This window comes from Actinokineospora lacus, from assembly GCF_053813445.1.
Genome location: NZ_JBQERA010000002.1, coordinates 54719 through 73982 on the forward strand (window position 1 = coordinate 54719; position 19264 = coordinate 73982).

General features: G+C 73.0%; 18 protein-coding genes. 5 read left to right on the forward strand and 13 right to left on the reverse strand.

The annotated features are described in order from the left end of the window. Positions 1–57 precede the first annotated feature (57 nt). The 10 genes from ACTG9Q_RS04815 to ACTG9Q_RS04860 all read right to left on the reverse strand — a co-directional run bounded on the left by ACTG9Q_RS04815 (position 58) and on the right by ACTG9Q_RS04860 (position 9556). Positions 58–375, reverse strand: coding sequence for a hypothetical protein (locus ACTG9Q_RS04815; protein WP_455571381.1), 318 nt, complete (start codon positions 373–375; stop codon positions 58–60). Then, positions 372–626, reverse strand: coding sequence for a hypothetical protein (locus ACTG9Q_RS04820; RefSeq protein ID WP_455571382.1), 255 nt, complete (start codon positions 624–626; stop codon positions 372–374). The genes ACTG9Q_RS04815 and ACTG9Q_RS04820 overlap by 4 nt, the downstream gene beginning before the upstream one ends. A 163-nt stretch (positions 627–789) precedes the next feature. After that, the gene (gene ald, locus ACTG9Q_RS04825; protein ID WP_455571383.1) at positions 790–1905 is read right to left on the reverse strand and encodes an alanine dehydrogenase; all 1116 of its coding nucleotides are present in this window, start codon (positions 1903–1905) and stop codon (positions 790–792) included. 116 nt (positions 1906–2021) lie between these two features. Then, entirely contained in the window at positions 2022–3497 is a 1476-nt protein-coding gene (locus ACTG9Q_RS04830) for a PucR family transcriptional regulator (RefSeq protein WP_455571384.1), read from the reverse strand. A 35-nt stretch (positions 3498–3532) separates the two neighbouring features. Further along, a complete protein-coding gene (locus ACTG9Q_RS04835; RefSeq protein WP_455571385.1) occupies positions 3533–4387 on the reverse strand; it encodes an SGNH/GDSL hydrolase family protein in 855 nt (284 codons plus the stop codon). Positions 4388–4525: 138 nt separating this feature from the next. Next, on the reverse strand, positions 4526–5383 hold the full coding sequence (locus tag ACTG9Q_RS04840; protein WP_455571386.1) for an SGNH/GDSL hydrolase family protein: 858 nt from the start codon (positions 5381–5383) through the stop codon (positions 4526–4528). 53 nt (positions 5384–5436) lie between these two features. Continuing rightward, a complete protein-coding gene (locus tag ACTG9Q_RS04845; protein WP_455572011.1) occupies positions 5437–5859 on the reverse strand; it encodes a hypothetical protein in 423 nt (140 codons plus the stop codon). Between the two features lie 135 nt (positions 5860–5994). Then, complete coding sequence (locus ACTG9Q_RS04850; RefSeq protein WP_455571387.1) at positions 5995–8073, reverse strand: diguanylate cyclase domain-containing protein; 2079 nt, start codon at positions 8071–8073, stop codon at positions 5995–5997. A gap of 16 nt (positions 8074–8089) precedes the next feature. Continuing rightward, positions 8090–8899 (reverse strand): SAM-dependent methyltransferase, encoded by an 810-nt coding sequence (locus ACTG9Q_RS04855; protein ID WP_455572012.1) that lies wholly within the window; start codon positions 8897–8899, stop codon positions 8090–8092. 54 nt (positions 8900–8953) lie between these two features. Next, positions 8954–9556: an SACE_7040 family transcriptional regulator gene (locus ACTG9Q_RS04860; RefSeq protein WP_455571388.1), complete on the reverse strand. Its 603-nt coding sequence runs from the start codon at positions 9554–9556 to the stop codon at positions 8954–8956. Positions 9557–9725: 169 nt separating this feature from the next. Between ACTG9Q_RS04860 and ACTG9Q_RS04865 the strand changes: the two genes are divergently transcribed. From ACTG9Q_RS04865 to ACTG9Q_RS04880, 4 genes are all read left to right on the forward strand, one after another. Further along, positions 9726–10514, forward strand: a complete 789-nt coding sequence (locus ACTG9Q_RS04865) for an SGNH/GDSL hydrolase family protein (RefSeq protein ID WP_455571389.1) — start codon at positions 9726–9728, stop codon at positions 10512–10514. Between the two features lie 160 nt (positions 10515–10674). Then, on the forward strand, positions 10675–12279 hold the full coding sequence (locus ACTG9Q_RS04870) for a carboxyl transferase domain-containing protein (RefSeq protein ID WP_455571390.1): 1605 nt from the start codon (positions 10675–10677) through the stop codon (positions 12277–12279). A gap of 2 nt (positions 12280–12281) precedes the next feature. After that, positions 12282–14252 (forward strand): acetyl/propionyl/methylcrotonyl-CoA carboxylase subunit alpha, encoded by a 1971-nt coding sequence (locus ACTG9Q_RS04875; protein ID WP_455571391.1) that lies wholly within the window; start codon positions 12282–12284, stop codon positions 14250–14252. Further along, positions 14249–15406, forward strand: coding sequence for an acyl-CoA dehydrogenase family protein (locus ACTG9Q_RS04880; protein ID WP_455571392.1), 1158 nt, complete (start codon positions 14249–14251; stop codon positions 15404–15406). Before ACTG9Q_RS04875 ends, ACTG9Q_RS04880 begins: the two co-directional genes overlap by 4 nt. Here ACTG9Q_RS04880 and ACTG9Q_RS04885 read toward each other — a convergent pair. Together ACTG9Q_RS04885 and ACTG9Q_RS04890 are read right to left on the reverse strand one after the other, a co-directional pair. Continuing rightward, positions 15403–16392, reverse strand: coding sequence for a toll/interleukin-1 receptor domain-containing protein (locus tag ACTG9Q_RS04885; protein ID WP_455571393.1), 990 nt, complete (start codon positions 16390–16392; stop codon positions 15403–15405). The genes ACTG9Q_RS04880 and ACTG9Q_RS04885 overlap by 4 nt on opposite strands. A gap of 4 nt (positions 16393–16396) precedes the next feature. After that, on the reverse strand, positions 16397–17146 hold the full coding sequence (locus tag ACTG9Q_RS04890) for an SAM-dependent methyltransferase (protein ID WP_455571394.1): 750 nt from the start codon (positions 17144–17146) through the stop codon (positions 16397–16399). A gap of 74 nt (positions 17147–17220) precedes the next feature. Here ACTG9Q_RS04890 and ACTG9Q_RS04895 point away from each other — a divergent pair, with 74 nt between their 5' ends. Beyond that, complete coding sequence (locus tag ACTG9Q_RS04895) at positions 17221–17571, forward strand: PLDc N-terminal domain-containing protein (protein WP_455571395.1); 351 nt, start codon at positions 17221–17223, stop codon at positions 17569–17571. Between the two features lie 125 nt (positions 17572–17696). Here ACTG9Q_RS04895 and ACTG9Q_RS04900 read toward each other — a convergent pair whose 3' ends face one another. Next, the gene (locus tag ACTG9Q_RS04900; protein WP_455571396.1) at positions 17697–19160 is read right to left on the reverse strand and encodes an MFS transporter; all 1464 of its coding nucleotides are present in this window, start codon (positions 19158–19160) and stop codon (positions 17697–17699) included. Between the last annotated feature and the right edge of the window lie 104 nt (positions 19161–19264).

Sequence of the window (19264 nt, forward strand, 5' to 3'; positions counted from 1 at the left end):
TGTCGTGGCGGCCATCTTGCCCCATGCCCAGCGGTCCCCGTGGGAGGACCGGCGAGATCACCGCCGGTGACGCCGCGCGAACCCGGTGCGAGCGCGCGCGGGGCCGTCGCCGATGAGGTGGTCGTGGGCCATCCGCCAGACCTGGCACGGCCAGCGCTTGGCGCGGAACCCGGCCGGGCACGCCTGGCAGCGGCTGTCGGCGTCGGGGTGGTGCACGGTCAGCAGCAGGCGCCAGCCGTCGACCAGGCGGCTGATCTCGCTGCGCGCCAACGGCAGCAGCGTGCGCTCGTCGGCGCGGTCGGCGGCGTCGTCGAGCATCGCGAGCCGGTGCATGACCGCCGCGCGCATGTCGGCATCGCCGTCCTCGGCGCTCATCCGCGCTGGCCGACTTCCACGGCCGCCTGCCCGAGTGCCGCGCCCAGGGACCGGGTCTGCTGGGCGGAGAGCACCGCGGACGCGCCCGGCGGCGGCACGATGAGCACCAGGTCGGACTCGATCAGCACCGTGACCGCGCGGTCACGGCCGAAGGGGTCGCGGCACCCAATGTTCCAGCGAGGCTCCGTCACCGTCTTGGTATCGGCCTCGGTGACCGCGATCCGTAGCGGCAGTGGGGTGAATTCACTCACCTGTCGAACTTCTCACCCGTTGGTGTCATAACTGGTGGAGAACTATTACCGGCGAAATCGGCCCCCGATGCAGCGCTCCGTCTCGTTTGTGCCTAAGCTATAGACGGCGGCCCGCTCCCAGTGACCCCCAGGCTGGTTGAGCGGGCCGCCCTTTGCTTTCTTCTCAGGCCAATGCCATCTCGACCGGTGTGTGGGTCAGCCCGTGCGCGGCGGCGACCGGCTCGTTGGTCACCGTCCCCGCGTGGGTGTTCAGGCCGAGGGCCAGCGCGCGGTCCTGGCGCAGGGCCTGGTTCCAGCCCTTGTCCGCCAGCGCGACGGCGTAGGGGAGGGTGACGTTGGTCAGGGCGAAGGTCGACGTGCGCGGCACGGCGCCGGGCATGTTGGCCACGCAGTAGAAGACCGATTCGTGTACCGAATAGGTCGGGTCGGCGTGCGTGGTGGCGTGGGAGTCCTCGAAGCAGCCGCCCTGATCGATGGCGATGTCCACCAGCACCGAGCCGGGCTGCATCTGCGCGACCAGCGCGTTGCTGATCAGCTTGGGCGCCTTGGCGCCGGGCACCAGCACCGCGCCGATGACCAGGTCGGCCTCGCGGGCGGCTTCCTCGATGGCGTAGCGGGTCGAGGTCACCGTGCGGACGCGGCCGTTGAACTGGCCGTCGATCTGGCGCAGGCGGTCCACATTGGTGTCGAGCACCTGCACGTCGGCGCCCATGCCCAGCGCGATCGTGGCCGCGTTGACCCCCGCGACGCCGCCGCCGATCACCACGACCCGCGCGGGCAGCACGCCGGGCACGCCGCCGGGCAGCACGCCGCGGCCGCCGGAGGGGCGCATCAGCGCGAACGCGCCGACCTGCGGGGCCAGCCTGCCCGCCACCTCCGACATCGGCGCCAGCAGCGGCAGCGCGCCGGTGGTGTTCTGCACGGTCTCGTAGGCCACCGCGGTGGTGCCCGCGGCCATCAGCGCGCGGGTCAGCGCCTCGTCGGCGGCCAGGTGCAGGTAGGTGAACAGGGTCTGGCCCGCGCGCAGCCGCGGGTACTCCTCGGCGATGGGCTCCTTGACCTTGAGCACGAGGTCGCCCTCGGCCCACACGTCATCGGCGCCGGCCAGCACCTTCGCGCCCGCGGCGAGGTACTGGTCGTCCGGGATGGCCGACCCGGCACCGGCGCCTGCCTCCACCACGACCTGGTGGCCGCGGCTGGTCAGCTCGTGGGCGCCCGCGGGGGTGAGGGCCACCCGGTACTCGTGGTTCTTGATCTCACGGGGAACGGCGATCTTCACCGGGTCGTCCTCTCTGTGCCAGGCGGGTGTCGTAGACCACCGTCGCGCAACCCAGAGTGACTGTCATCGTCCGCCGGGAACGAGATCATGCCGTTTCCATAGTGCTGACGGCACAGTCAGCGCCATCGCAGGGTGACCAGTTGGACGAGCAGGGCCAGCCGCACGTCCGGGTCGCCCAGGTCCGCGCCCACCACGTCGGACACCCGCGCCATCCGGTACCGCAGGGTGTTGGGGTGGATGCTCAGGGCCGCCGCGGCGGCGCGCGGGTCCCCGGGGTGGCGCAGCCATTCGTAGAGGGTGTCGACGTACCAGCTGTCGTCGGCGGCCCGCAGCCGTCCCAGCGGGCCGACGGTGACCACCGCGCCCGAGGCCACGGCGGCGCGGTGCAGCACCAGCACCGCCCACACCTCGTCGTGCACGGCCACCGGGCCGGGCACCAGGCCCGCGCGCAGCAGGGTCAGCGCCTCGTCGGCCTCGGCCCGGGAGCGGGCCAGCTCGGCGACCTCGACCGGGGTGCCCGCGGCGACGAGCACCCCCTCGGGCAGCGCGTCGCGCAGCGCGGGCCAGCCGTCGGTGTCGGGGACCACGGCGTAGAGCAGGCCGTGCAGGTCGGTGATCGCCGGGCGCCTGCCGATGCCCTCGGTCAGCCGCTCCAGCAGCGCCAGCCGCCCACCCTCGCCCGCGGGCACGTCCACGGCGACCACCCGGTGGGCCACGTCGGCGAGGTCCAGCTCGGCGGCGGCCAGCCTGCCGCTGCCGGTGCCCTCCAGCGCCGCGCGCACCAGCTCGGCGCTGCGGCGGCGCTCGGCGTCCTCGCGGGCCCTGCGGCGCAGCAGGTGCAGGGCCACGACCGGGGCGGCGTCGGCGAAGGCGGCGGCGCGCTCCTCGGGCACCGGGCCCGGGACGACCGCCCACATCGAGCCCAGCAGCTCCCCGCCCATCCGGATCGGCACGATCAGCCTGGGCAGCGTGCCGTCGCGCTGGGCGGGCACGAAGATCGCCGTGCGGCCCCGGCTCAGCTCGCGGAACACCCCGCGCGAGCGGAACTTGGCCAGCACCTCGTCGGGCACCCGGCGGCCCATGATCGTGGAGACCCTGGCCGGGTCGGTGCGGTCCTGGCGGGCGGAGTAGGCCAGCACCCGGGAGTTGGCGTCCTCGATGGTGACCGGCGCGTCGACCACCGCCGCGGCGACGTCGGCCAGCCGGAACAGGTCGCCGAACTCCGGGCCCGCGTCGGTCTCGTCGTCGGCGGCGGCGTCGAGCACCGAGCGCAGCAGCCACACCAGTTGCGCCCACGAGGTGCCGGTGTGCACCTCGACGAGCGCGACGCCCGCTTTCTCGGCGGCGGACCTGATCGCGCCGCGGGCCGCGTGCGGGGGCTTGAGCAGCACGGCGGCGGCGTCGCGGGCCTGCCTGACCAGGTCGAGGGCGTCGGCGGTGGTCCCGACGGCGACGCCGAGCACCAGGTCCCCGGCCGCGACCGGCTTGCCCGCCTCGGCGATGACGACGTCGGCGACCTGCCGCTCGCCGGGCACGGCCGCCCGCAGCAGCGTCGGCCCCACCCGGTCGACCACGCCCCGCACGCTGATCATGTCGCCCACCTCCGGCCCCCGCGCCGGATGAGGGGTCAGCCGATGGCGGCGGCGGTGATCGAGGCTACGTGGGCCTGCCCGCGCGCGTTCGGGTGCACCGGCACCGACAGCGAGGTCGGCACCAGGCCCTCGACCCACTTGACGTGCGGGAGCTGGCAGACGTCGTGCCCGGTGGTGACGCCCGGGTTGACGAACGTCGCGCCCGCGCCGCTCGCGTATTCCCCGATCGTGGCGTTGAGCCGGTCCTGGACGCGCGCGAAGTACGGCACGTCGCCGTAGCTGATCGGCACCAGCGGCCAGCACCCGCCGCGCGGCGGCAGGATGCGCAGGTAGCCGACGACCACGATGTCGGCCTGCGGGGACCGCGCGCGGATCTGGCCGACCACCTCGGCGATCCGCGGCCCCAGCTCGGCGACCCGCTCGGCGAGGACATCGCGCCCGCCCGCGGTGTAGTGCGCCTGGCAGGGCGCGCCGAAGGGGTTGGTGACGCTGAGCCGGGCGCAGGTGCCGATGATCTCGCCGAAGCCGACGTCGTTGCCGCCGATGGACACGGTGACCAGGTCGGTGGCGGCGGTGAGCGCGTCGAACTGCGCCGGGTTGGGGCCGAACGCGACGTCCTGCGGGCTGGTGAGGTCGCGGATGCGGGCGCCGCCGCAGCTGACGTCGACGAAGGCGGCGGGCTGGAGCCGGGCGGCGAGGCCTGCGGGGTAGTTGTCGGTGGCCCGCGCGCAGCCGATCGGGTCGGTGCGGATGTTGGTGAGCGTGCCGACGGCGGCGAAGGAGTCGCCGAGGGCGACGTAGCGCTGGTAGCCGGTGTCGGCGGTCGCGGGAGGGGTGAGAAGGGTGGCGGCGAGCAGGGCGGGGACAACGGCCCACAGGGTCCGCGGCATCGGTGACCTCATTGTTTTACTGGCCGGTAGGTAAACTGATGCTGGGGTGTGTCCCCGATCACTGTCAATCCGCCAGTGGATTCTTTGGCCGCCCGGACAAAAGACCACGCGAACGGTTGACCAATCCGAATTGCGGCTCTACTTCAGCAGCGTGGTCACCAGCGTGAGTGCGGCGGTGACGGCCATGCCGCGCGCGTTCGGGTGGATCGGGGCGGCCGGGTTGGCGGGCACCAGCGGCTCGACCCAGCGGCGGGTGGGCGGCGCGCAGGCGTCGTGGCCGGTGGAGTACCGGTACGGGTTGACGAAGGCCGCGCCGGACTCCTTGGCCACCCGCTCCAGCGTCTCGTTGAGCAGGCGGCCGGTCCCGTCGAAGTACGCGGTGTCGCCCGCGGCGAACGGGACGGCGGGCCAGCAGCCGTTCCCCGACGGCAGGATGCGCAGGTACCCGACCAGCACGACCTCCGCGCGCGGGGCCCGCCGGTGCACCTCGGCCAGCACCGCGGCGACCCGGTCGGCGACGGCGTCGATCCGGTCGGTGAGGACGTCGGTGCCGCCCGCGGTGTAGTGCGCCTCGCAGGGCGCGCCGGTCGGGTCGCCCGCCCCGAGGCGGCCGCAGGTCTGCAGGATCTCCCCGAAGCCCATGTCGTTGCCGCCGATGGTGACCGTGACCAGGTCGGCCCGCCGCGTCACCGCGTCCAGCTGCGCCGGGTTGGCCCCGCCGGAGACCGCCTGCGGGGCGAACATGTCCTTGGTCTGGGCCCCGCCGCAGGTGACGTCGGTGAAGCTCGCGACCCGCAGCCACCGCGCCAGCAGGGCGGGGTAGTTGTGGTCCGAGCGCGCGCAGCCCGCAGGCGTGCCGGTCTGGGCGGGGATGCCCGGACCGGAGGCGTAGGAGTCGCCCAGGGCGACGTAGTGCGGACCGGGCGCGGCGACGGCGGCGCCGGGCAGGGTGGACAGGCCGAGCACGGACAGCAGCAGTACGGCGGCACGACGCATCCGGGGATCGTCACCCGCCGGAGCGCCCCGCGTCAACATCCACAGTGGACGCCTCAGGACGCCAAGATCCACTCCGGCACCGGGAGATCCCGGTTCACGCACTCCTCCGACAGCCGCAGCGTCCACCGCAGCGCCTGGGCGACCAGCAGCGCCATCTCATCGGGATCAGCGCTCGACAGGGCGATCTCGATCTGCGCCGCCGCGCCGTCGGTGTCGCCGTGGACCTCGGCCAGCAGGGTCCGCACCGCGGTGCGCACCGGCGGGTCGGCCTCGTCGATGGGCACCTCGCGGCCCTCGTCGTCGAAGACCTGCATCTTCACCGGGGCCGTGCCGCCCGAGCCGAGCGCGGCGACCATCGTGCTGCACTCGCTGAACAGCAGCAGCATCAGCTCGCGGGCGTCGGTGTGGCTGTTGGGGGCGGCGTCGACGGCGTCGGCCACCACGTCGAGGGCGCCGTCGTCGTGCCCCGCGCGCATGGCGGACAGCGCCGTCGACGCCGCGCTGATCAGCCGCGCGCGGCGCTGGGGGTCCGGTTCGCGTTGGGGCTCCACCACCACCTCATCCTGCAACAGTCGGCTGCCCGGAGGGGAGATCAGCACCGGGTGAATCGCTCACTTGGTCGTGCGGAGCAGCGCCACCAGGTCGTCGAGACCGGTGGGCTCGCCGAAGGCCGGGCCCTCGCCGGTGACCGCCCCGGCCGCCGCCCACCAGCTCGCCTCCGCCGCGTCGCGCACGCCCAGCACCCCGACGTCGACACCCATGCCGGACAGCCGGGCCACGAGCGTGAGCGTGCAGGCGACCGGCACGCTGTCGTGCGGCAGCCAGTCCGGCCGCCAGCCCTCGAACGGATCGGCGAGCACGACCGCGCGCACACCGAACCGCTCGACGACAGCTACCTCGCGGGGCCCGCCGCCAAACCCGTGCAGCGCGGTGGACACCCCGATGTCGCTCAAAGTCCGCAGGTTGTCCTGCGCGTCGCCACGCCCGGCGAGCACCGTCCGGGTGTCCAGGCCGATCTCCAGCAGCGCGGGCGCCACCCCGGAATCGGCCACCGCCCTGGTGACCGCGCCCGCGAGGTTCTCGTCGGCGGACTGCAGCGCGGTCAGCAGCACCCGGTGCACCGGCCGGTCCCCCGCCACGGGCGCGAACAGCGACCACCACACCGGCAGCCGGGCGGCGACGTCGGCCAGCAGCCACGGGCCCAGCGCTGCCGAGAGCCCGGTCAGCTCGGCCAGCTCCGCCACCGTCGGCGCGCCGGTCGCCCGCCGCGCGCCCGTCAAGTGCGGCAGCGCCTGCGCCCGGACCACCCGCCGGTCCGACAACCGCGCCACCGGGGAGTACGCCACCGTGAGGTCGCCGTTCTCCCAGGCGCCCGGCAGCCCGGTCGCGGCCCGCCCGACCACCCGAGCCCGCTTGTCCAGCCGCGCGTCGTGCTCGGCCCACTGGCGCCTGCCGGTGGCCCGCGCCCGCCGCAGCGCCGCCTCGGCCGCCCGGAACAGCTCCACGCTGGACATCGCCGCGGGCGTGGTCCGCACGACCCCGACGGTGGCGTTCACCGCGATGCCGGTCTGCCCGTGGTACTCCGGCTCGCCCAGCTCGGTCTGCACCATCTCCACCAGGCCGGACGGCGGTGGCGTGTCGGGCCCGTCGCGCACCAGCACGGCGAACTCGTCGCCGCCGGTCCGCGCCACCAGCGCGGTCTCCCCGGCGAACAGCGCCGTGAGCCGGTCGCCCACCGTGCGCAGCATCTCGTCGCCGACGGCGTACCCGTGGGTGGTGTTGACCAGCCCGAAGGCGTCCAGGTCCAGGCACAGCAGGGTCAGGGAGTCCGTCGGCGCGCACTGCGCGTGCACGGTCTCCAGGCGCGAGTGGAAGTGCACCCGGTTGGCCAGGCCGGTCAGCGCGTCGTGCAGCAGCTGGTGGTTGAGCCTGCCCTGCAGCAGCTCCTGCTCGCTGAGGTCCTGCACCATCGCCACCTGGTACACCGCCTCGCCCTCCTCGCGCACCACCGAGGTCGAGAGGAACACCCACGCCGTCTCGCCGTTCCAGCGCAGCAGCCGGTGCCGGTCGGGGCGGCGGTCCAGCAGGCCGACCAGCGGCGGCTCCTCCGAATCCTGGGAGATGAACTCCGCCAGCGCGCGGCCGACCAGGTCCTCCGGCTCGCAGGCCATGATCTCCACCAGCGCCGGGTTGACCTCCAGGAACCACCCGTCGGGGTCGGTGATGGCGATGCCGACGGCCGAGCTGGTGAACACCTCGCGGAAGCGGTTCTCGGTGAGGCGCCGGTCGCGGTCGGCGCGCTTCTTGGCCGTCAGCAGGGCCAGCTTCATGTTCTCCTGCTGATCGAGGGTGCGGCGGCGCAGCGCGTCGGAGTAGCCGCTGGCCAGCGCCGCGGCCAGGTGGGCCACCCGCTCCGCGGTCGCGCCCACCCCGAGCATCTCCTCCACCAGCAGCGCGACGCTGCGGCGCAGGGTGTTCTCGCCGGTCAGGCCGAAGTCGACCAGGGCGGCCCCGACGGCCGCGCCCACCTCAGGGTCGAACCCCGGCTCCGGGGCGGTGATGGCCTCGCCGAGGATGTCGAGCTGGGTGCTGAGGAACCGGGTGACCTCGGCGGAGTCGTGCGGGACGTAGACGGTCTCGGCGACCACGCGCACCCAGGCCCGGACCCGCTCGTCGCGGCCCCGCGGCACACCGGTCCCCGCAGGGTCAGCGCTTGCGGCCGACACCCGCGTAGATCCCCGCCCTGGCCGGGTCGCCGCCGTCGTCGAGGCCGGGGTCCGGCCGCCACAGCGCGGTCGGCACCACGCCGGGCTCGGCGAGGTCGAACCCGGCGAACAGCGCGGTGATCTCCGCGCGCGTCCTCGGGTACAGCGGGTCGCGGCTGGTCTTCATCACCTCGACGGCCCGCTCCATCTCCGTGGGCATGAAGTCGGAGGTGAACTGCGAGAAGGCCAGGTGGCTGCCCGGGGCGCAGGCGTCGCGGTACCGCGCGACGATGCGCGCGGGGTCGCGCTCGGGGGCGACGAAGTGGAACACCCCGACCATGAGCAGCCCGACCGGCTCGGTGAAGTCCAGCATCTCCCGGGTGTCGCGGTGCTCCAGGATGCGCGAGGGCTCGGTCAGGTCGGCCTGCACGATCGTGGCCAGCGGGTTGTCGGCGAGCATCAGCGAGGAGTGGGCGAAGGCGACTTCCTCGTAGTCGACGTAGACCACCCGCGCCCCCGGGTCGGCCTGCTGGGCGATCTCGTGCACGTTGCCCACGGTCGGGATGCCCGAGCCGAGGTCGAGGAACTGGCGCACGCCGTCGGCCATCATGTGCAGCACGGCGCGGCGCAGGAACGCCCGGTTGTGCCTGGCGATCTCGCGGGCGTAGGGCTGCGCGGCCAGGAACCGCTGCGCCAGCTCGCGGTCGTGGGCGAAGTTGTGCCCACCGCCGAGCAGATAGTCGTACAGACGGGCGGCGGAGGGCCGCTCCATGTCGATGCCTTCGGGAACCCACCCGGTCAGCCCGGCCAGTTCGCTCACGGCGCACCTGCTTCGCCTCGTGTCGGTCCGTGACCGACAGGCTACTCAGCCCGCGGGGGAATCGGACAGAGCCCCGGGGGCGTCGGCCAGCGCGGCCAGCGCCATCCTGGTCAGCAGGTCGGCCATCTGCTCGCGGTCGAGGTGCCTGCTGTGCGGGGTGGAGTTGATCAGGCCGAACACCGCGTGCGCCGCGGCGCGGGCGCTGGGCTCGCTGAGCCGGGGCACGGCATCGAGGATGACCTCCACCCAGATCTCGACGTAGCGGCGCTGCAGGCCGCGGACCTTGCGGCGGTCGGGGTCGGTCAGGTTGCCCAGGTTGCGCTCCTGCACGGTGATCAGCGCGGGGTTGTCCAGGGCGAAGTCGACGTGGAAGCGGACGAGCTCGGCGAGCGCGCCGGAGCCGGTGCCGCGGCGCTGCCCGCCCGCGAGCAGGACCTCGGAGATGGCGGTGAGCATCTCCCCGAGCATCGCGTCCTTGGACCGGAAGTGCCGGTAGAGCGCGGGGCCGGAGATGCCGACGGCCGAGCCGATGTCGTCGATGCCCACTCCGTGGAACCCGTGCCGGGCGAACAGCTCCGCGGCCGCGGCGAGGATCTGCTCGCGGCGGGTGGGCGGCTTGGGCTCGGCGGACTCGGCGGTGGCGGACACGCGGCCATCGTATGGCAGCCAGGTTAGCGGCGACTAACCCGTGCGTTTCAAGATCTTTTGTCACAGTTCTGGCAACCGTGAACGGGTTACCGGTGAGTTCCGTACCTGATTAATAGCTGGTAGTGATGACTTTGTCGGGAAACCCCTCCTCCAACGTCGGAGGCAGTACATGCGCGTCCCTCGCTTCCTGATCGCGTCCCTGCTCGCGGTCAGCTCCCTGTTCGCGTTAACCGTCCCCGCCCACGCCGCTCCCGGGAAGTACGTCGCCCTCGGCGACTCCTACTCCTCCGGGCTCGGGGCGGGCACCTATGGCTCCAGCGGTTCCTGCAAGCGCAGTGCCTACGCCTATCCCCAGCTGTGGGCCAACGCCCTGCAGCCCTCGGCATTCTCCTTCGCCGCCTGCTCCGGCGCGGTCACCTCGAACGTGCTCAACAGCCAGATCAGCGCCGTCACCGCCGACACCGCCCTGGTCACGGTGTCCATCGGCGGCAACGACGCCGGGTTCGCCGACGTCATGATGGACTGCAACTTCGGCTCGGACTCCACCTGCGTCGCCCGCAACCAGGAGGCGCAGAACTTCGCCCGCACGACCCTGCCGGGCAGGCTCGACGCCGTCTACTCCGCGATCCGCTCGCGCGCCCCGTCCGCGCGGGTGATCGTCGTGGGCTACCCGCGGATCTACCAGATCGGCGGCACCTGCTCCATCGGCCTCAGCGAGACCAAGCGCTCGGCCATCAACACCTCGTCGAACGTGCTGGCCCAGGTCATCGCGGGCCGGGCCGCCGCGTTCGGCTACACCTTCCTCAACGGCCAGTCCGCCTTCGCCGGGCACGAGATCTGCGCGTCCGGCACCCGCTGGATCAACAGCATCGTGTTTCCGGTCGATGAGTCCTACCACCCCAACCGGGCCGGTCAGAGCGGCGGTTACTACACCGCCCTGAGGGCCATCACGGGCTGAGGGCCATCACGGGCCGAGGCCCGCTGATGGGAGCCGGGGCCACCTCTGCGAGCGCGGGGAGGTGGCCCCGGTTCTTTTGCGCGCGACGGGTGGACGAGGTTGTTAGTGGCCGCTAACATCAGTGGCATAGTTAACGGTTGCTAACAGCGCGAGGAGACCGATGGACGCCCCCGTCCTGCGCGGCGCCGCCGACCCGGCGGGCGACGACGGCCTGCGCCACGCCAAGGAGCACGCCGAACTCGTCGGCGACCTGCGCGCCCGGCTGGAGGCCGCCGCGCTCGGCGGTCCGGCGAAGGCCAGGCAGCGGCACGTGGCGCGCGGCAAGCTGCTGCCCCGCGACCGGGTCGACGCCCTGCTCGACCCCGGCTCGCCCTTCCTGGAGCTGTCCCCGCTGGCCGCGACCGGCCTCTACGGCGACGACGCCCCGGCCGCGGGCATCATCACCGGCGTCGGGCGGGTGTCCGGGCGCGAGTGCGTCGTGGTGGCCAACGACGCCACCGTCAAGGGCGGCACGTACTACCCGATGACGGTCAAGAAGCACCTGCGCGCTCAAGAGGTGGCGCTGCAGAACCACCTGCCGTGCGTCTACCTGGTGGACTCCGGCGGCGCGTTCCTGCCCCGCCAGGACGAGGTGTTCCCCGACCGCGACCACTTCGGGCGGATCTTCTACAACCAGGCCACCATGTCCGGCAGGGGCATCCCGCAGATCGCCGCCGTGCTGGGCTCCTGCACCGCGGGCGGGGCCTACGTCCCGGCGATGAGCGACGAGGCCGTCATCGTCCGCGAGCAGGGCACGATCTTCCTCGGCGGCCCCCCGCTGGTGAAGGCCGCGACCGGGGAGGTCGTCACCGCCGAGGAGCTGGGCGGCGGCGACGTGCACTCCCGCGTCTCCGGGGTCACCGACCACCTCGCCGACGACGACGCCCACGCGCTGCGCGTCGTCCGCTCCATCGTCTCCACGCTGGGCCCGCGCGCGCCCCGGCCCTGGGACGTCGCGCCGGTGGAGTCCCCCCGGGTCGACCCCTCGACGCTGTACAACGTGGTGCCCACCGACCCGCGCACGCCCTACGACGTGCGCGAGGTGATCGCCAGGGTGGTCGACGGCAGCCGCTTCCGGGAGTTCAAGAAGGAGTACGGCACCACGCTGGTCACCGGGTTCGCCCGCCTCCACGGCCACCCGGTCGGGATCATCGCCAACAACGGCGTGCTCTTCGGCGAGTCCGCGCTCAAGGGCGCGCACTTCATCGAGCTGTGCGACCAGCGCTCGATCCCGCTGGTGTTCCTGCAGAACATCACCGGCTTCATGGTCGGGCGCGACTACGAGGCCGGGGGCATCGCCAAGCACGGCGCGAAGATGGTCACCGCGGTGGCGTGCGCGCGGGTGCCGAAGTTCACCGTGGTCATCGGCGGGTCGTTCGGCGCGGGCAACTACTCGATGTGCGGGCGGGCGTACTCGCCGCGGTTCCTGTGGATGTGGCCCAACGCGCGGATCTCGGTGATGGGCGGCGAGCAGGCCGCCTCCGTGCTGGCGACCGTGCGCCGCGACCAGCTCGGCGACGAGTGGTCCGCCGAGGACGAGGAGGCGTTCAAGGCGCCGATCCGCGAGCAGTACGAGGACCAGGGCGACCCCTACTACTCCACCGCCCGACTCTGGGACGACGGCGTGATCGACCCGGCGGACACCCGCCAGGTGCTCGGCCTGGCGCTGTCGGCCGCGGCCAACGCGCCCCTGGACCCTGTCGGCTACGGCGTCTTCCGGATGTGAGCATGTTCTCCAGCGTTCTGATCGCCAACCGCGGCGAGATCGCGGTCCGCGTCATCACCACCCTGCGCCGCATGGGAATCCGGTCGGTGGCCGTCTACAGCGACGCCGACGCAGACGCCCGGCACGTGCGCGAGGCCGACACCGCCGTGCGCATCGGGCCCGCCGCCGCGCGCGAGAGCTATCTGTCCATCGAGCGGGTCATCGCCGCCGCGGTGGAGACCGGCGCGCAGGCCGTGCACCCGGGCTACGGGTTCCTCGCCGAGAACGCGGCGTTCGCGCGCGCGTGCGCCGAGGTGGGCCTGGTGTTCATCGGGCCGCCCGCGGGCGCGATCGACGCGATGGGCGACAAGATCCGCGCCAAGCAGACGGTGATGGCCGCGGGCGTGCCGGTCGTGCCCGGGCGGACCGAGGCGGGCATGACCGACGACGACCTCGTCGACGCCGCCGCCGAGATCGGCTTCCCGGTGCTGCTCAAGCCCTCGGCGGGCGGCGGCGGCAAGGGGATGCGGCTGGTCTCCGAACTCGACGGGCTGCGCCCGGCCATCGAGTCCGCCCGGCGCGAGGCGCGCGGCTCCTTCGGCGACGACACGCTGCTCATCGAGCGGTTCGTCGCCCGACCCCGGCACATCGAGATCCAGGTCCTCGCCGACGCGCACGGCACCGTGGTGCACCTCGGCGAGCGCGAGTGCAGCCTGCAGCGCAGGCACCAGAAGATCATCGAGGAGGCGCCGTCCCCGCTGCTCGACCCGCCCACGCGCGAGCGGATGGGCGCCGCGGCGGTGGAGGCGGCCCGCGCGGTGGACTACACCGGCGCCGGGACCGTGGAGTTCATCGTCTCCGCCGACCGGCCCGAGGAGTTCTTCTTCATGGAGATGAACACCCGGCTGCAGGTCGAGCACCCGGTCACCGAGTGCGTCACCGGGCTGGACCTGGTCGAGCAGCAGGTGCGGGTGGCCGCGGGGGAGCCGCTGGCGTTCGGCCAGGCCGACGTGCGCCTGAACGGGCACGCCGTGGAGGCCAGGGTGTACGCCGAGGACCCGGCCGCCGGGTTCCTGCCGACCGGCGGGCGCGTCTTGGGGCTACGGCTGCCCTCGGCGCGGGTCGACTCCGGGCTCGACGTGGGCACGGTCGTCGGCTCGGACTACGACCCGATGCTCGCCAAGGTGATCGCCTGGGCCCCGGACCGGGCGCAAGCGCTTGACCGGCTCTCCCTGGCCCTCGCCGACACCGCCGTGCTCGGGGTCAGGACGAACATCGCGTTCCTGCGCGCGCTGCTGGCCCACGACGAGGTGCGCGCGGGCCGGATGGACACCCAGCTCGTCGAGCGCGGCCTGGCCGAGCTGACCCGCGCCGAGCCGGTGCCCGACGCGGTGTTCGCCGCCGCCGCGCTGGACGAGCTGATGGCGATGCGGCCCGCGGGGCCGGTCGTGGACCCGTGGGACGTGCCCTCGGGCTGGCGCCTCGGCAGGCCCGCGGTGATCCCGCTGCGCCTGACCTGCGGCGAGCGCGACGTCACGGTGACCGTCAGCCCGTCGGCGGGGACCGTCGCGGTGGGCGACGCCGACCCGGTGCCCGCCTCGGCGTCCCTTGTGGACGGTGAGCTGCGGGTCCGGTTCGGGCACCGGGACTTCCGCTTCGCGCGGGCGCTGGACGGGGAGACCCTGTGGCTGGCCGCCGACGGGCACGCCTGGGCCGTCGCCGAGCACTCGCTGCTGGAGGGCGGCGCGGGCGCGGCGGGCGCGGGCGGGCCGATCACCAGCCCGATGCCGGGCACGGTGCTCGTGGTCAAGGTCGCCGTCGGCGAGGCCGTGACCGCGGGGCAGCCGCTGCTCGTGGTCGAGGCGATGAAGATGGAGCACACCATCACCGCCACGGCGGACGGTGTCGTCTCCGAGCTGAGCGTGCGCCCCGGCCAGCAGGTCGGGCTCAACCAGACCCTTGCCGTGGTGACCCCACCGGAGGATGAGCGATGATCGACACCAGGCTGAGCGAGGAGCACGAGGCGCTCCGCAAGACGGTGCAGGAGTTCGCCCGCGAGGAGGTCGCCCCGGTCATCGGGGACTTCTACGAGCGCTGCGAGTTCCCGTACGACATCGTGGCCAAGATGGGCCGCATGGGCCTGTTCGGGCTGCCCATCTCCGAGGAGTACGGCGGCATGGGCGGGGACTACTTCGCCCTGTGCCTGGCGCTGGAGGAACTGGCCAGGGTCGACTCGTCGGTGGCGATCACGCTGGAGGCGGGCGTCTCCCTCGGCGCGATGCCCCTGTTCCGCTTCGGCACCGAGGAGCAGAAGCAGCGCTGGCTGCCGCGCCTGGCCGCCGGCGAGGCGCTGGGCGCCTTCGGCCTGACCGAGCCCGGCGGCGGCTCCGACGCGAGCGCCACCCGCACCACCGCCCGCCGCGACGGCGACGAGTGGGTGATCAACGGGTCCAAGGCGTTCATCACCAACTCCGGCACCGACATCACCTCCCACGTCGTGGTCACCGCGGTCACCGGCACCCGTGACGACGGCCGCAAGGCGATCTCGGCCATCCTGGTCCCCGCGGGCACCGCCGGGTTCACGGTGTCCAAGAAGTACAGCAAGGTCGGCTGGAGCGCCTCGGACACCAGGGAATTGAGCTTCGCCGACGTCCGCGTGCCGGTGTCGAACCTGCTCGGCGCCGAGGGGCGCGGCTACGCCCAGTTCCTGTCCACTTTGGACGAAGGACGGGTGGCGATCGCCGCGCTGTCGGTGGGCCTGGCCCAGGGCTGCGTCGACGAGAGCCTGCGCTACGCCCGCGAGCGCGAGGCATTCGGCAAGCACATCGGCGAGTACCAGGCGATCCAGTTCAAGATCGCCGACATGGAGGTCCGCGCCCACACCGCCCGGCTGGCGTACTACGCCGCCGCCGCGAAGATGCTGCGCGGGGAGCCGTTCAAGAAGGAGGCCGCCATCGCCAAGCTGGTCGCCTCCAACGCCGCGATGGACAACGCCCGCGACGCCACCCAGGTCTTCGGCGGCTACGGCTTCATGAACGAGACACCCGTGGGCCGCTTCTACCGCGACGCCAAGATCCTGGAGATCGGCGAGGGCACCAGCGAGGTCCAGCGCATGCTTATCGCCCGGGAACTCGGCCTGCCGGCCTAGGGTTGCCAGACGCGGTAGGCGATGCGCAACTCGCCGCGGCGGGGTGGGGCGGTCACGACGACGGCGGCGACGGCCCGGTCGGTCGTGCGCACGCAGACGCCGCTGCCCTCGGCGAGCCGGTCCAGCGCGATCCGGTGCGTCAGGGCCGCCGGGTTGGCGAGGGCGTCGACGCAGGTGGCGGCGTCCTCGCGGATCGGGCCGCGGTCCGATGCGCCCGGCAGGAGGACGAGCCGGGGCGTGTCGGCGGTGTGGATTTCGGTGTCCTCCAGGATCAGCTCGGCGAGGCCGCCCGGCGGGGCGCAGGGGGTCTGCGCCTGCTTGCCGTGCCCCGGCTGGCCGGAGTCGAAGTCGATCTTGTCGTAGCTGTCGTCCGCCGTGCATGGCACCCGGGAGGCGGTGAGCAGGACCGCGCCCTCGCGGACCACGCGCGCCGGGGTGGCCAGTGGCGGGTCGGCGCCGAGGCTGACGACCAGGGTGGTCACGATGGCCGCGGCGGCGGCAGCGGCGCCGAGGACGATGGGCCACCGCCGACGCCGGGGTCTCAGCGAGGCCAACAGGATGGCGAGGTCCGCGCGCGCATAGGCGGCGCGGAAGTGCCCGAGGTGGCGGCCCAGGAGCGCGGCGATGTCCGCGGGCAGGGACTCGGCGGGCGGCTTGGCGGTGGCGTCGAGCAGGACCGGGACGACGTGCTTGCCCAGCGACAGCGCGAGCCGGATCTCCTCGCGGACCCAGTCGTGCGGGTTGTCGAGCTTGCGCCTGCCGTGCTCGTCGGCGACGGTGGTCCACATCGGACCGATCAGCGCGAGGAACACGTCGCACTCGCGCACCTTCTGGAAGATGAACTGGCGGAACTCGGTGCCCGCGGGCACGCTCGCGCTGGCGTAGAAGACGTTCTCCGCGCCCAGCTTCCGGCTCAGTTCCTGGTGCACCAGCGCGGCGGCGTGGTGGCCGTCGCCCACCCGGTAGCAGAGGAAGACCCTGGTCACCGGATCAGCGCACCAGCGCGACCGCGGCGTAGGCCAGGCTGGCCCTCGGGTCGGGGTCGGGGGTCTCCGGGCGCCACTGGCTGGTCCAGACCACGCCGGGAGCCACCACGTCGAGGCCGGCCAGCAGGGCGGTGACCTCGGCTTTCGTCCTGGTCACCCCCGGGGTCGCGGTGGCCGCGTACATGCGCGTGGCCTCGTCGACCTCGGCCGAGGCGTGGTCGTGGGTGGCGTGGGACAGGGCCAGGAGGCTGCCCGGGGCCAGGGCCGCGCGGTACGGGGCCAGGGCGGCCTCGGCGTCGTCGACGAAGTGCAGGACCGCGACGGTCAGCAGGGCGACCGGGCGGGTGAAGTCGAGCAGCGAGCGGGCCGCGGCCAGGACGGCGGCGCTGTCGCGCAGGTCGGCGGCGACGATGTCGGCGGTGGCGCACTCGCGCAGGCACTCCCGGCTGTGCGCGACGGCGATCGCGTCGTGGTCGACGTAGACCACGCGCGCGCCCTCGGCGACCTCGTGGGTGTTGCCGACGGTCGGGATGCCCGAGCCGAGGTCGAGGAACTGGTCGACGCCGTGCTCCAGGGCGAAACGGACGGCGCGGCGGAGGAAGGCGCGGTTGATCCGGGCCGCGGTCGCCGCCCCGGGCACCGCCGAGGTGACCTTCTCGGCGAAGGCCCGGTCGGCGGCGAAGTTGCAGGCGCCGCCGAGCAGGTAGTCATAGATCCGGGCCGGGTGCGGCGTCTCGGTGTCGGGTTCCCCCATGCGGGCATTCTTCCCGCCTCGCGGGACGATCCGCTACCCTGCGCCGCACCGGTACCACGCATGGGGGATAGGCGATGTTCTACCTAGGCGGTTTCGCAGGCATCCTCATCTTCGGCCTGTGGCTGTTCTGCGTCGTCGACTGCGTCACCACCGACGAGGAGGACTGCCGCAACCTGCCGAAGATCGGCTGGCTGCTGCTCGTCCTGCTGTTCCCGCTCGTCGGCTCGCTCGCCTGGCTCGTCGCGGGCAGTCCGCCGCGGGCGCTCACCCGGCCGCGGGCTTTTGGACGCGGCACGCCCGCCTTCCCCGAGTACGACCGCCCCGGCCGCTTCGCCGCCACGGACCCGGAGTCCGACGCGGAGTTCCTGCGGCGCTGCCGCGAGCGCGCCGAGGAGCAGCGCCGCAAGGCCCGCGAAATGGACTAGGTCGTGTTTTCAGATGTGGGGTGCGGGGGAGTCGGACTGGCGCGGCTATGCCGTGCTCCACATCTAGACACGAATTAGGGGCGCTCCCTCGCGGGAAGCGCCCCTAATTGGTCCTCATCAGACTGTCACATGTGGACGATCGGGCTCGCGGTCTTCAGCTCCTCCGGGATACCCGGGCGGAGCACGATGGCCGACAGGACGCCGCCGACGGCGAAGGTGACCGCCGACCAGAAGAACGCCGCGCCGTAGCTGGCGATGGTCGCCGACACCGGGCTGGAGCCCTCGCTCAGCGCGGCGGTGAAGGCGCTGGCCGCGACGGTGCTGAACAGCGCGGTGCCGATGGAGCCGCCGACCTGCTGGATGGCGTTGATCGCCGCCGAGGCCGCGCCGGAGTCGCGCGGGTCGACGCCCGCGATCCCCACGTTCATCCCCGCCGCCATCGTCAGGCCGATGCCCAGGCCCGCGATCAGCAGACCGGGCAGCACCCCCGAGACGTAGGTGCTCGTCTCGTCCAGCAGGCCCATGAGCCCGGTGCCGACCGCGGCGATGACCATGCCGCCGGAGATCAGCGGGCGCGGGCCGACGCGCGGCAGCAGCACCGTGGTCGCGGCGGTGGCCGAGATCATCAGGGTGCCGATCATCGGCAGGAACGCCACGCCGCTCTGCACCGGGCCGAACCGGAGGTTCTGCTGCATGTAGAAGGTCAGGAACAGGAAGATGACGAACATCCCCGCGCACAGCAGGAACATCGCCAGGAACGCCCCGCCGCGGTTGCGGTGGGCGAGGATGCGCAGCGGCAGCAGCGGGTTGGCCACCCTGGTCTGCGAGTACACGAACACCACCAGCAGCACGCCGCCCGCGACCAGGAAGCCCAGCGTGCTCGCCGAGTCCCAGGAGTCCTGCTCGGCGTTGGCCAGGCCGTAGACCAGGGAGAACATGCCCGCGGTCGCGGTGGTGACGCCGATGAGGTCCAGCTTGGGCCGCTCGGTGGCGGTGCTCGGGCCCAGCAGCGCGAGGCCGCCGAAGAACGCCACGCCCGCGAAGACCAGGTTGATGAACATGCACCAGCGCCAGTCCAGGTACTCGGTCAGCACGCCGCCGAGCAGCAGGCCGATCGCGCCGCCCGCTCCGGAGATGGCGCCGAAGATGCCGAACGCCTTGCCCCGCTCGGCCGGGTCGGTGAACGTCGTGGTCAGCAGCGACAGCGCGGCCGGGGCCAGCAGCGCGGCGAACACGCCCTGCCCCACGCGCGCGGCCACCAGCACCTCGAAGCTGCCCGCCGCGCCGCCCACCGCGCTCGCCACCGCGAACCCGGTGACCCCGGCGAGGAAGGCGATCCGCCGTCCGAACAGGTCGGCGACGCGCCCGCCGATCAGCAGCAGACTGCCGAAGCTCAGCGCGTACCCGGTGATCAGCCACTGCCGCTGGCTGTCGCTGAACAGCAGGTCCGCCTGCGCGGAGGGTAACGCGATGTTCACCACTGTGGCGTCGAGCACCACCATGACCTGCGCGAGCGCGATGACGGCGAGGACCAGCCAGCGCCTGCTGGAATTGCCGTTCTGGTCGGTTTTCGGTGGCGGAGCCGCCATCGAGTCGGACAATGTCACAGGTACCCCCTGGCCGGTCTCTTGTGGAATCGCCGCCAACCTAGCATCGAAGTGGAGAGGAAGGCTCCGCTTTTGTGTTAAGCTGA